Below are 12,373 nucleotides of genomic sequence, written 5' to 3'. Positions count from 1 at the left end.
CCAGGGAGCGAAGCGTGGAAGAGATCGAGGCGTTCGGCGCCCTGGGCGAACGCCTGGGCCTTCAGCTCCACTATGCCGACGTCCGCGCCATGGCGGCCCTGGCCGAGCGCCTGGCCCCGCTGGGCGTGACGCCGGCCCGGGCCACCGCCGTCGTCTACATCGCCCTGCACGAGGGCTGCGACCAGATCACCCTGGGCCGCGCGCTCGGGGTCAATCGGGCCAGCACCATGAAGGCGGTCGATGAACTGGAGGCGCTGGGCGTCCTCGAGCGCCGCCCCGGCCGCGACCGCCGGACCAACGCCCTGCACCTGACGCCCGCCGGCGCCGCCCTCCGCCACCAGGTCGAGGCCGTGACCCGCGAGCACGACATCGCCGCCTTCGCGCCGCTCGACCCCGCCGAGCGCGCACAGCTGGGCCGCCTGCTGGCCAAGCTGCGCCTCAATGACGACGCTGCCGATCAGGGCGACGCCGCGATCGCCGCTTCCAAGGAAGGATGACCATGAGCACGACGTTCGAACGCCGCGACCCGGTGACCGGCGCGGTCGCCAGCACCTCAGAAGCCATGACCGTGGTGCAGGCCCAAGCCGCCGCCGACGCCGCCCAGGCCGCCTTCGCCGGCTGGAGCGCCCTGGGCCCCAACGCCCGCCGCGCCCTGCTGTCCAAGGCCGCCGACGCCCTGGAGGCCAAGGCCGGCGCCTTCGTCGAGGCGATGATGGGCGAGATCGGCGCCACCGAGGGCTGGGCGCGGTTCAACCTGATGCTGGCCGTCGGCATCGTCCGCGAGGCCGCCGCGCTCACCACCCAGGTCGCCGGCGAGGTGATCCCGTCCGACAAGCCCGGCTGCATCTCCATGGCCGTGCGCGAGCCGGCCGGCGTGGTGTTGGGCGTGGCCCCCTGGAACGCGCCGATCATCCTGGGCGTGCGGGCCATCGCCACGCCCCTGGCCTGCGGCAACACCGTGGTGCTGAAGGCCTCGGAGACCTGCCCGTGCACCCACAGCCTGATCATCGAGGCCTTCGCCGAGGCCGGTCTGCCGCCGGGCGTCGTCAATGTGGTGACCAACGCGCCGGCAGACGCCGGCGAGATCGTCGGCGCCCTGATCGACCATCCGGCCGTGCGCCGCATCAACTTCACGGGCTCGACCGCCGTCGGCAAGATCATCGCCAGGCGCTGCGCCGAGCACCTGAAGCCGGCCCTGCTGGAGCTGGGCGGCAAGGCCCCGCTGATCGTGCTGGACGACGCCGACCTGGACGAGGCGGTCAAGGCCGCCGCCTTCGGGGCCTTCATGAACCAGGGCCAGATCTGCATGTCGACCGAGCGGATCATCGTCATCGAGACGGTGGCCGACGCCTTCGTCGACAAGTTCCAGGCCAAGGTCGCCACCCTGACGGCCGGCGACCCGCGCGCCGGCAAGACGCCGCTCGGCGCGGTCGTAGACCTGAAGACCGTCGCCCATGTCGAAGACCTGGTCGCCGACGCGGTCGGCGCCGGCGCGGTGCAGGTCAACGGCGGCGCTGCTGACGGCGTGCTGATGCCGGCCACAGTGATCGACAAGGTCTCCCCGCAGATGAAGCTGTTCCGCGAGGAGAGCTTCGGACCGGTGGTCGGAATCACCCGCGCCCGCGACGAAGCCCACGCCATCGCCCTGGCCAACGACACCGAATACGGCCTGTCGGCGGCGGTCTTCACCCGCGACACCGCCCGCGGCCTGCGCGTCGCCCGCCAGGTCAAGTCCGGCATCTGCCACGTCAACGGCCCGACCGTGCACGACGAGGCCCAGATGCCGTTCGGCGGGGTCAAGGCCAGCGGCTACGGCCGGTTCGGCGGCAAGGCCGGGATCGAGGCCTTCACCGACCTGCGCTGGATCACCATCGAGACCCAGCCCGGCCATTTCCCGATCTGACGCGCCGCGTCACCTTCCGCTTCTCAAGGATCCGTCATGACCAAGGTCAACGACACCGCCACCTTCACGGTCGAGAACCGCATCGCCTGGGTGAAGTTCAACCGTCCCGAAAAGCGCAACTGCATGAGCCCGACCTTGAACCGTCGGATGATGGAGGTGCTGGACGAGCTGGAATACCGCGACGACGTCGGGGTGGTGGTGCTGACCGGCGAGGGCTCGGCCTGGTCGGCGGGCATGGACCTGAAGGAATATTTCCGCGAGACCGAGGCCAAGGGTCTGGGTGCGGTGCGCCAGGCGCAGCGCGAGTCCTACGGCTGGTGGCGGCGCCTGCGTTGGTACAACAAGCCGACCATCGCCATGGTCAACGGCTGGTGCTTCGGCGGCGGCTACGGCCCGCTCTATTCCTGCGACCTGGCGATCGCCGCCGACGAGGCCCAGTTCGCCCTGTCGGAGATCAACTGGGGCATCCTGCCCGGCGGCGGGGCCACCAAGGTGGTCGTCGACCTGATCCCGATGCGCGACGCCATGTACCACGCCCTGACCGGCGAGCTGATCGATGGCCAGAAGGCGGCCCAATGGCGTCTGGTCAACGAGAGCGTGCCGCTGGCCCAGTTGGAGGCGCGGGTTCGCGAGCTCGCCGAGGTCTTGCTCAAGAAGAACCCCGTGGCGCTGAAGGCGACCAAGGACGCCGTCCGCAGGGTCAAGGAAATGACCTACGACAACGCCGAGGACTATCTGGTCAGGGCCCAGGAGGCGGCCAATTCCTTCGACAACGACGGTCGCAAGGAGGGCATCAAGCAGTTCATCGACGACAAGAGCTACAAGCCCGGACTGGGCGCCTACGATCTGGCCAAGCAGAGCTGAGACGGGGCAGGGGAGGAAACGGCGAAAAGGGAAGGGTTCCATGAGCGGCCCCATCGACCATGTCGGCCTGCAGGCCAGGCTCCAGCCCACCCGCCTCGCGGCCGTCGACCTGGCCAGCGGGCGGCGCTGGACCTACGCCGAGCTCGACGCCGACGTCGCCGCCTGCGCCCGCGTGCTGGTCGAGCGCGGCGTGGCGCTCGGCGACCGGATCGTCAGCCTGGCCCGCAACCGCGTCGATCTGGTTATCCTGCACCTGGCCTGCGCCCGGATCGGCGCGGTCTACGCGCCGCTGAACTGGCGGCTCAGCCCGGCCGAGATCCTGGCCCTGGTCGAGGACGCCGATCCCCGGCTGGTGGTCGGCGACCAGGAGCTGGACCGCGTCGAGCTGGAGGGCCTCTCGCTCGACCACCTGGCCGCCGAGATCGCCGCCGCCGAGCCGCTGGCGGCCGCGCCGTTCGATCGCGGCCGGCCGTCGCTGATCCTCTACACCTCGGGCACCTCCGGCCGTCCCAAGGGCGTCGTTTTGTCCGAGCGCAATCTCGACCACACGGCGATCAATTTCGGCCGGCTGGGACGGGTGACGCATCAGAGCGCCTTCCTGATCGACGCGCCGATGTTCCATGTCCTGGGCCTGGTCACCACGGTGCGGCCGCCCTTGCTGCACGGCGGGGCGATCCTGGTCTCGGACGGGTTCGAGCCGGCCCGCACCCTGGCGCGGCTGTCCGATCCGGACTTGGCAGTCAGCCACTATTTCTGCGTGCCGCAGATGGCCCAGGCCCTGCGTCACCATCCGGACCTCGCGCCCGAGCGTCTGGCTGGCCTGACGGCGATCTTCACCGGCGGCGCGCCGCACGCGGCCGCCGACATCCGCGCCTGGCTGGCGATCGGCGTGCCGGTGGTCGACGGCTTCGGCATGAGCGAGACCGGCACGGTGTTCGGCATGCCGGTCGACCCGGCCCAGATCGACGCCCGCGCCGGCTCGGTGGGCGTGGCCCTGCCGGGCGTGCGCAGCCGCATCGTCGACGCCGCCGGCCGCGACTGCCCCGACGGCCAGCCCGGCGAGCTGCTGCTCAAGGGCGACAACGTCTTTTCCGGCTATTGGCGGCGTCCGGACGACACGGCCGGGGCCTTCACCGCCGACGGCTGGTTCCGCACCGGCGACATCGCCCGCGCCGACGCCGAGGGCTTCCACTGGCTGGTCGATCGCAAGAAGGACATGTTCATCTCGGGCGGCGAGAACGTCTATCCGGCCGAGATCGAGGCGGCCCTGGCCGACCATCCCGGCATCGCCGAATGCGCGGTGCTGGGCCTGCCCGACCCCCGTTGGGGCGAGGTCGGACACCTGATTCTCGTGCCAAGGCCGGGCGCGGTCGTCAGCCACGCCGCCGTCGTCGCCCACCTGGAACACCGCCTGGCCCGCTACAAGCTGCCCAAGGCCACGACCATCGTCGACAGCCTGCCGCGCACCGGGTCGGGCAAGATCCAGAAGGCCGTTCTCAAGGCCCTGATCCTCGAAAGGACCCCCGCATGAAGACGCCGCCCATCAGCCGGCGCGGGCTGGGTCTCGGCGTCGCCGCGGCCGGCCTGGCGAGTGCGGCGCAGGCTGCTGTGGTCAACCCACCGCCGGCCCTCGCGCACGTCTTCGACCTGGCCGTCGAGGTCGGGCCGGCCCAGGAACTGGGCGAGGTCGGCGGCGGACGGCGACGGGTGATCCCGATCACCGGCGGCAGCCTGACCGGTCCGGGCCTGTCGGGCGAGGTGCTGCCGGGCGGCGCCGACTGGCAGACCATCCGGCCCGACGGCGTCACCCTGCTGCAGGCCCGCTACACCGTGCGTATGAGCGACGGGGCGACGATCGGCATCATCAACACTGGCGTGCGCCGCGCCGACGCCGAGGTAGTTCGCCGCCTGACCGCCGGCGAGGACGTCGATCCGTCGCTCTACTATTTCCGCGCCACGCCGGTCTTCGAGGTCGGGCCGGGGCCTTATCTGTGGCTGACCGAAAGCGTCTTCGTCAGCGCCGGCGCGAGGCGGCCGCGCCGGGTCGAGCTGGGCGTCTTCAAGGTCGCCTGACCAAACGCCGCGAAAAGACCAGGCGACCACTAAGGGCCGGGAGGAAACGATGACCACGGGATCGCAGGCCGCGCGCCGGCCGGCCATGCAGGGCGGGGCGATCACCGTCCTGCTGTGCTTCCTCGTCGCCGTGCTCGAGGGCTTCGACATCCAGGCCATGGGCGTGGCGGCGCCGAAGCTGGGGCCGGAGCTGGGTTTGGCCAAGGCCGTGCTGGGCGAGGCCCTGGCCGCCAGCAATATCGGCCTGGTGCTGGGGGCGGTGCTCGGCGGCTGGCTGGCCGACCGCCTGGGGCGCAAGGCGGTGCTGATCGGCGCGGTGCTCGGCTTTGGCGGTTTCACCCTGTTGACCATGTTCGCCCACGACTTCTCGATGCTGTTCGCCGCGCGGCTGGGCGCGGGCCTCGGTTTCGGCGCGGCCCTGCCCAACATCATGGCCCTGGCCGCCGAGGTGGCGCCGGCCGGCAAGCGCGGCTCGACCGGCACGATGATGTTCTGCGGCATGCCGCTGGGCGGTGGGCTGGTGGCCCTGGTGAGCTGGCTGAACCCGCATCTCGACTGGCGTCACCTGTTCCTGATCGGCGGCCTGGCGCCGCTGCTGCTGGCCCCGCTGATCCTGGTGCTGATGAAGGAGACCGCGCGGCCCGCGCCGTCGCCCGCCAAGGGCGCGGCCTGGACGTGGCTGGGCCTGATCCCGCTTTACGGCCTGTCCCACCTGGCCCTGACATGGCTCGGCGGCCTTCCGGGGCTGGGATCGCTGCGCGGTCTGGCGCCGTGGCTGGCGACCCTGCCGACGGTGATCATCGCCTACATGGTCGTGAACCGCGCGGCGTTGTTCGGCGAGCGGCGGGCCTTGCCGTCGCTGCTGCTGTGGGCCGTGTTCTTTCCGACCCTGCTGATCCTCTATCTGGTGCTCAACTGGCTGCCGACCCTGGTCATCGCCAAGGGCTTCGCGCCCCAGGCCAGCCTGGCCTCGGCCTGTTTCAACCTCGCCAGCGTCGTCGGCGCCCTGATCCTGGGACGGCTGGTCGACCGCTTCGGCCTGCGCTGGCCGATGATCGCCGGCTATGTCGGCCTGACGCTCAGCCTGATGCTGCTGGCGCGAGCCGACGGTCTGGCGGCGGTGCTGGCCCTCAGCGGCGCGGTCGGCTTCTTCGTGCTGGGCGCCAACTACGCCCTCTACGGCGCGGCGGCCTCCTATTATCCGGCGCAGGCGCGGGGCAGGGGATCGGGCGCGGCCGTGGCCTGGGGACGTCTGGGCGCCGTCGTCGGGCCCCTCGTGGGCGGACAGCTGCTGCAGGCGGGCGACAGCGCCGGCTCGGTCGTCGCCGCCATGACCCCGCTGGCCCTGACGGCCTTGGTGGGGATCGTGCTGCTGACGCTCCTGGAACCGCCACGGCACTAGACGCTTGGCCGCCGCCGTGTCGCGCAATCTGGGCGAACGGTGATCTTTGATGGCTTCAGTGAAGCTGGCGCGTCTGCTATCTTGGATTGTGCATCGGGCGGAGCATCGTTCGATTGTCGGAGCCGGGGGGGGGCGGACATACGCGTGCGAAGGTCTTAGGCGAGGTGTTGGTCGTGCGAGCGATCGCCGGGCTACACGTGGTCAGCTTGGGCTGGGATTTCGTTGACGGTCCACCCGATGCTTCGCTCAATCTGCTCGGATTTGCATTGTCGCGCGCTGAGATTGTCGATGGGGAGGTGGTCGAGGACTATCCCCTCCGGGGCATCAAGCGCTTCGAGGACAAGGACGAGGGATTGCCGGCCGGGTCGCTGGTCTCGACCGCCGAGCATCCCGTGCAGAGTTTCCAGTGGGGCGACTATACCGCCAAGCCCGGCCGCACCTATCGATACACCGTCACACCGGTCTACGGGCGCTCCAAGCGCCTGCGTCTCGACGCCGAGGCGGCGGTGAGCGTCACAGTCGTCACCGAGGCCGAACAGGACCCGCGGACGCAAGGCGTACGCCACAACATCTTTTTCAACCGGGGCGCGGCCGGCTCACAAGCCTATGCGCGGAAATTCGGCGACCAGCGCCCCGATCCCGATGCGCCCTCGTCGCCGCAGATGGCCTGGCTGTCGCGGGGCCTTTTCGAGGCGCTCATCGCTTTCATCGGTCGGGCGTCCGGACCCCGTTTTTCGTTGCGGGCCATGCTCTATGAATTCCAGTACGCGCCGGTGGGGCAAGCGTTCAAGGCCGCCCGGGATCGGGGCGCTGACGTCAAGGTTTTCTACGAAGCCGAGAGCTACAAGAGCCACAATGAGGAGATGATCAAAGCGGTCGGGATCGAGGATATCTGTTCGCCGCAGGGCGAGCGCGGGGGGATCCGGCACAACAAGTTCATCGTCCTGCTTGAGGACGACGAGCCGGTGGCGGTGTGGACCGGATCCACCAACATTTCGGCCGGCGGCATCTTCGGGCATTCCAATGTCGGGCACGAGATCTGGGATGCCGAAGTCGCTGGACGCTTCTCGGACTTCTGGGAGCGTCTCTCAGACGTCGACGTCACGGTCGGGGCGCTGAAGACGGCCAACAAGACAGTCGAGGCCACGCCGGCGGCAAAATCGCCGCCGCCCGCTGACCGCATCTTGACCCTGTTTAGCCCGCGCGATCCGACCGCGACCGTCCCGACCCTGTACTGGTATGGGGATGTGTTGGCCTCCGCCCAGCAATGGGCCGGCATGACCTTCGCCTTCAATTTCGACGACATCTTCCTGCAGGCGTTGGCCGCGCCGAGCCAGGCGCTGCGCTATCTGCTGTTCGACAAGAGCCTGAACGCCAACGCCGAGATGCGCGCGACGGCCGATGGTCGGACCGTGGTGGCGGCGGGCGCCAAGCTGGAGGCTGGCGACCTGGAACTGTTTGTCGGCGAGCGGTTGTCGGGGTTCAACAAGAATCTCTACATCCACGACAAGTTCATCGTCACCGACCCGCTTGGGGAAGATCCGGTGGTGGTCACCGGCACGGCCAATTTCAGCAAACCCTCGCAGCATACCAATGACGAGAACAGTGATCCGCGGCGACACTCGGGTCGGCGACATCTATTTCGGCGAGTTTCTGAGGATTTTCGACCATCTCTACGCCCGCTACGTCACTCGCCGCATGCGGCGGGCTCACGCCGGCGACGGCTCGGGCGGATATCTCAAGGCGCAACAAGGCGATTGGCTCGACGCCCACTTCTCCGATGGACCCAAGGCCCTGCGCCGACGGTATTTCGTCGGCGCGTAGAACATCGCGAAATGAACGCCGGGGCGGTCAGTACTTCGCGCCGAGGCTCAGTTTCCATTCCTGCTGATCCTGGATCACGTCGGAACGCCGCCCCTTCGAATAGGACAGGTCCAGGGTGAAAATCCGCTTGGGGTCGGGCGACAGCGACAGCCGGGTGGTGAAGAAGTTGATGTCCTGGCCGCTCGACAGATTGGGCAGCCAAGTGTCGGTCAACACCAGGTCGACAGGCAGGTTTACGAGGTCGCTGGTGATCGCAAAGCCCGCCCGCGAGCCGACACGCAGGAAATCCTGATTGTACGGCGGCTCAAGATTGCCGCGATCGGTGAACCAGCCTCCGACGGCGCGGACGTCGAAGATGGCGCGCCAGGAAACCAGGTCGCGGCTTCGCGAAAAGGCCTTGTAGCTGTTGAGGCCGTTATTGCGGATGGGCGTCCAGGCCGCTGTCACGGTCCACAGGCGGCTGACGTCCTTGTCGGCCTCGCTGTGGCGGTATTCAGGGCGCAGGATGAACGAGTGGGTGGTGGCCAGGGCGTTCAGCCCGCCGGGATCGACGATCCGCAGGTCGGCCATCACGCCGCCGATCGTGGACTCCACTGTGTTCACCGGGGCCTTGCCTTCGACATGCGAGTAGTCGCGCGACCCGCCCACATAGGGAATGATGTCCAGCTCGCCGCCGCCCTTTGCGCCAACGGGTATCGTGGGGAGAGGGATGCCGGCGACCAACGACCATTTCCTCACCTTCTTGGCGGCGACGTCGTCGTTGGAAATCGTCACCGAGGCGCTTTCGAAGACCGCGAAGTCGGGCTCGTCGCGATCGAAATTGAGCCCCTCTGTCGAGCCGCGCACCCGCATCGGGAAGGTATAGGCGAACTTGGGCGGAGCGACGCTGCCTGGCGGGGGCTTGGCCCCGGCTGGGCAGCTTAGGACCTTGCCGCCTTCCCTGAAGTAGGCCAGCAGCGTGACAGGCTGGCCGCCCTCGCTGACCGGGAAATTGGCCGGGAAATAGTCGCCGAACGCCTGCAGCAGCAAGCTGGCCTGAGCGCGGGCCTCGGCCAGGTTCTTGACGTCGTCAGCCTTGCACGCGGGGTTCTTGGTCTTGTCGTTGTCCTCGCAGATGCGGGCGTCGACCAGAAGCCGCTGGCGAGGCGAGATGTTCCAGCCGCTCATGTCAACGCGCGACGCGCCGAAGGGCTTGTCAGGATTGGCCTGGGCCCAGTCCTCGAGCGTGCGGCTGACGGGCTTGAGGTCGAGATAGAAGGTGGCGAGCTTTTCCTTGTCGACCTCGCCGTTGAGGCAGACGGCGTCGTAGCTGGGAACGGGCTGAGGCGGGGCGGCGAAGGCGGCGGCCGGGACGAGCAGCAGAACGCCGGTCGCGAAGGCGAGGCGGTTCACGCGTTCGCCTCCACCTTGGGCTCGATCAGGGCGATCAGGCCCGGCGCGGTGGCCGAGAGGGCGCTGCGGATGAAGGCCGCGTCGAACTCGAAGGTCAGCGGAGGATCGCCAGCTTGGAGGGCTTCCTGGACGTCGGCCAGGAAGTTGCGCATCTGGTCACGACTGAAGTTCCAGTCGTCCTTGAAGGTCTTGACGACATTGGGCGGCGGCCACAGCGCCTCGGCGATCATCTGCGCGGTCACCGCAGCGGTGACACGCGACGAAATCATCGATGGATCGTTAGACGCGTCCCCAGCGCCGGAAGCCACATGCGCATTGTCGTCGGCCATAGACGCATCCCCCTCTGCGTATGGTTGTGTAAAAAAGAATACACGATTCTGAATTGCAATGTTCATTGGACATGAGTCACGTCCGCGGTTGCGTCTGATCGTCATGGGCGCGACGAAATTGCGGGGGACAGGTCGCGCCGCTTAAAAACTACGCCGTGCTCAAGGGCCGTCCGACCGCCAACCGGTTGGGGGCGAGCCGCTCGCCGCACTATCAGATCCAGGTCTCGGCCGACGGCGAGCAGCACCGCATCGCAATCAACGTTCGATCGTCGGACGGCAGCGAGGTGCAGTTCCTGGTGCGCGCGCCGTTCGAGCATCCGGTGACCGAAGGATTGAAGGCGCTGGAGCAGGGTTTGCACCCTCTGCAGAGCCGCCCGGGCGGCCTGGCGATCGATTTCATCCGCTCCAACGTCGGCCAGCCGTGGGAGTTCAAGCCGTTGCCGATCGACGCGGCTGGGCCCGACAACGACCTCAACGAGAAGATCGACGCCTACGTCCAGCGCGCCATGGCCGACGAGACGGCGATGATCTACGCCTTCGGCGAGACCTGGGGCCCGGAGCCCAAGGCCGATGGCTATTTCGGCTTCAAACCGGGGCGCAGCATCCACGACATCCACTTCAATCAGGGCAATCCCGCCGGGCGGTTCGAAGCCAGCAACGGTCCTTGGCAGGACGGTTGCCTGGTATTCGAGTTCCCAAACGAGAAGCTTTGGGTGGGCATCTTCCTCAAGTTCCAGACCCAGGCCTGGCATTCGGACGACATCACCGGCGCGCCGGCCGCGCCCGTCGATCCGGACTTTCCCGGTCAGCCGCATACTCCGGTCGAGCGCGATGTTCTCCCGAACGCCGACGTTCCCGACGGTCTGGTCCGCATTGTCGCGGCCCTGGTCAACGACAAGGCCGACCCCGAGCGCGAGAGCGTCACTCTGCTCAACACCTCCGACCTGGCCGTCAGCCTGGAGGGGTGGCGCCTGCTCGACGCCCAGAAGCAGGCCACGGCGCTGAACGGCGAGATCGGACCGGGCGACACCCTGAAGATCGCCGTGGTCAAGCCTATGGTCCTGGGCAACAAGGGCGGCCAGATCACGCTTGTCGACGCTAAGGGGCTGAAGGTGCACGGCGTGGCCTACACCCGCGACCAGGTTCGTCAGCCAGGCCGCACCCTGCCGTTCCAGAGATAGCCGCACCGGGCGTTGGAAGGCGCGCAGCGACGTAAAACGGGCGTCGCTGCGTGGAGGTTCGACGATCTAGACGGCTTTGCCGTCCCTCAAGTGTCGTTTCTGTCGCCGATGCCCTGGCGTCGCCGGGCGGACGCCGTTGGTTCGGTTACGCCGTCGCCAAGCTTTGGTTGTTCTTGGGTGAGTCTTGGCATAGGCGTTGGGCATTGTCGCCAAGTCGACACAGTTCGCGACCTCTCCGCATCACGATGACGCCCGATCCGTCCAGCAAGCCTTCCGCCTCGAGCGCCTTCGCCAGGTTCACGGACCCCGAGACGATGGCGCTGGCCATCGGCGACATCAATTCGGGGGCCAAGCCCCTTCCGCTCGGACGGACGACCCGGCGTTTCGACGGCATGCTGGCGCGGGCGAGCTTCGGCGGATTGAACCTGGGCATGGGCCGTTTCGCCCAGGGCATCGCCCAGACCGCGGCCATCCCCGGTGTCCATACCTTCATGTTCGCCACCGAGCCGGGGATCATGCGGCGCGTCTCGGGGCGAAAGCTTTTTGGCCGGCACATCTTCCACTTCTGCCCCAACGAGCAGACCGTCACCGGCTCTCCCCCCGACATGCCATGGGCCTTCGGCATCGTGACCATGCCGTTCGAGCGGTTGACCGCGCATGCGCCGAACCTGATGGGCGTCGGCCATACGACGCCGCTGGACGACGATCGCATGTTCATCGCGCCGCCGGGGGCGATGGACGAACTCGTCGGCCTGATGAACGACATCTCGGTCGTGATCCAGGACACGCCCCAGGTCATCGCCGAGCCGCAGCCCGCCCGGGCCCTGGCCGGGGCCGTCGTCGACAAGCTGATGGCCTGTCTCTCCCAGGGCCTGGTCAAGCCCGACGGCGCGGCCCTGGGGCGTCATCGCCAGATCGTCGCCCGCTTCGAGCGCGCCCTGGAGGAGCGCCCGGAAGAGATGCTGTCGCTGGGCGACATCTGCGCCGTCGTGGGCGTGGCGGAGCGGACGCTCAACCTGGCCTGCCAGGAGTTCCTGGGCGAAGGCGCGGTGCGCTATGCCCGCAATCGCCGTCTCGACCTTGTCCACGCGCGGCTGCGGGCCTCCGATCCCGCCACCACCCTGGTGACTAGCGTCGCCATGGACAACGGCTTCTGGGAGCTGGGACGTTTCGCCCAGGCCTATCGCCTCCGCTTCGGCGAGCGTCCTTCGGACACCCTGCGCCGCAAGGCGCACTGACCAGGTTCCAAACTCTACCGTTCATGCCGGGATCGCATAGTCCGCCGCACGCCCCGCTGGCAGGGACGGGCCGGCACGCGCCATGCGGATCGTCGAGCGGGCTCGCCTGAAGGCGTCGCCGTCGACCGCTGTCGGCGTGTGCGTTTCAGGGGGATCGGGCCTGGCCC

At 68.4% G+C, this 12,373-nt stretch carries 10 protein-coding genes and 1 pseudogene; 9 read left to right on the top strand and 2 right to left on the bottom strand.

What is annotated here, in order from left to right; genetic code table 11:
• Positions 1 to 14: 14 nt before the first annotated feature.
• The 7 genes from I4Q42_RS24070 to I4Q42_RS24040 all read left to right on the top strand — a co-directional run bounded on the left by I4Q42_RS24070 (position 15) and on the right by I4Q42_RS24040 (position 8,185).
• Positions 15 to 497, top strand: a complete 483-nt coding sequence (locus I4Q42_RS24070; RefSeq protein ID WP_332873145.1) for a MarR family winged helix-turn-helix transcriptional regulator — start codon at positions 15 to 17, stop codon at positions 495 to 497.
• Positions 498 to 499: 2 nt separating this feature from the next.
• A complete protein-coding gene (locus tag I4Q42_RS24065) occupies positions 500 to 1,903 on the top strand; it encodes an aldehyde dehydrogenase (RefSeq protein ID WP_198578635.1) in 1,404 nt (467 codons plus the stop codon).
• A gap of 36 nt (positions 1,904 to 1,939) precedes the next feature.
• Complete coding sequence (locus tag I4Q42_RS24060; protein WP_198578634.1) at positions 1,940 to 2,767, top strand: p-hydroxycinnamoyl CoA hydratase/lyase; 828 nt, start codon at positions 1,940 to 1,942, stop codon at positions 2,765 to 2,767.
• A 40-nt stretch (positions 2,768 to 2,807) separates the two neighbouring features.
• Positions 2,808 to 4,298: an AMP-binding protein gene (locus tag I4Q42_RS24055; RefSeq protein WP_198578633.1), complete on the top strand. Its 1,491-nt coding sequence runs from the start codon at positions 2,808 to 2,810 to the stop codon at positions 4,296 to 4,298.
• Entirely contained in the window at positions 4,295 to 4,840 is a 546-nt protein-coding gene (locus I4Q42_RS24050; RefSeq protein ID WP_198578632.1) for a DUF3237 domain-containing protein, read from the top strand. Before I4Q42_RS24055 ends, I4Q42_RS24050 begins: the two co-directional genes overlap by 4 nt.
• A 49-nt stretch (positions 4,841 to 4,889) precedes the next feature.
• Positions 4,890 to 6,242: an MFS transporter gene (locus tag I4Q42_RS24045; protein WP_198578631.1), complete on the top strand. Its 1,353-nt coding sequence runs from the start codon at positions 4,890 to 4,892 to the stop codon at positions 6,240 to 6,242.
• Between the two features lie 173 nt (positions 6,243 to 6,415).
• Positions 6,416 to 8,185 carry a hypothetical protein gene (locus I4Q42_RS24040; RefSeq protein ID WP_198578630.1) on the top strand — a complete coding sequence of 590 codons (1,770 nt, stop codon included), beginning with the start codon at positions 6,416 to 6,418 and terminating at the stop codon, positions 8,183 to 8,185.
• Here the strand turns inward: I4Q42_RS24040 and I4Q42_RS24035 are convergent.
• Both I4Q42_RS24035 and I4Q42_RS24030 read right to left on the bottom strand, forming a co-directional pair.
• Positions 8,094 to 9,458 (bottom strand): hypothetical protein, encoded by a 1,365-nt coding sequence (locus I4Q42_RS24035; protein WP_198578629.1) that lies wholly within the window; start codon positions 9,456 to 9,458, stop codon positions 8,094 to 8,096. The two genes, I4Q42_RS24040 and I4Q42_RS24035, sit on opposite strands and share 92 nt — an antisense overlap.
• Positions 9,455 to 9,727, bottom strand: a complete 273-nt coding sequence (locus I4Q42_RS24030; RefSeq protein ID WP_198578628.1) for a hypothetical protein — start codon at positions 9,725 to 9,727, stop codon at positions 9,455 to 9,457. The genes I4Q42_RS24035 and I4Q42_RS24030 overlap by 4 nt, the downstream gene beginning before the upstream one ends.
• Positions 9,728 to 9,936: 209 nt before the next feature.
• Between I4Q42_RS24030 and I4Q42_RS24025 the strand changes: the two are divergent.
• Positions 9,937 to 10,968, top strand: a pseudogene (locus I4Q42_RS24025) (DUF2278 family protein); the annotation flags it as partial.
• Positions 10,969 to 11,282: 314 nt separating this feature from the next.
• Positions 11,283 to 12,206, top strand: coding sequence for an AraC family transcriptional regulator (locus I4Q42_RS24020; RefSeq protein ID WP_198578626.1), 924 nt, complete (start codon positions 11,283 to 11,285; stop codon positions 12,204 to 12,206).
• Positions 12,207 to 12,373: the final 167 nt, after the last annotated feature.

The sequence above is a fragment of the Caulobacter hibisci genome, assembly GCF_016135805.1.
GTDB lineage: Bacteria > Pseudomonadota > Alphaproteobacteria > Caulobacterales > Caulobacteraceae > Caulobacter > Caulobacter hibisci.
Note: the sequence above shows the minus strand (reverse complement) of the source record. Positions and strands in the feature narration are given on the sequence as shown.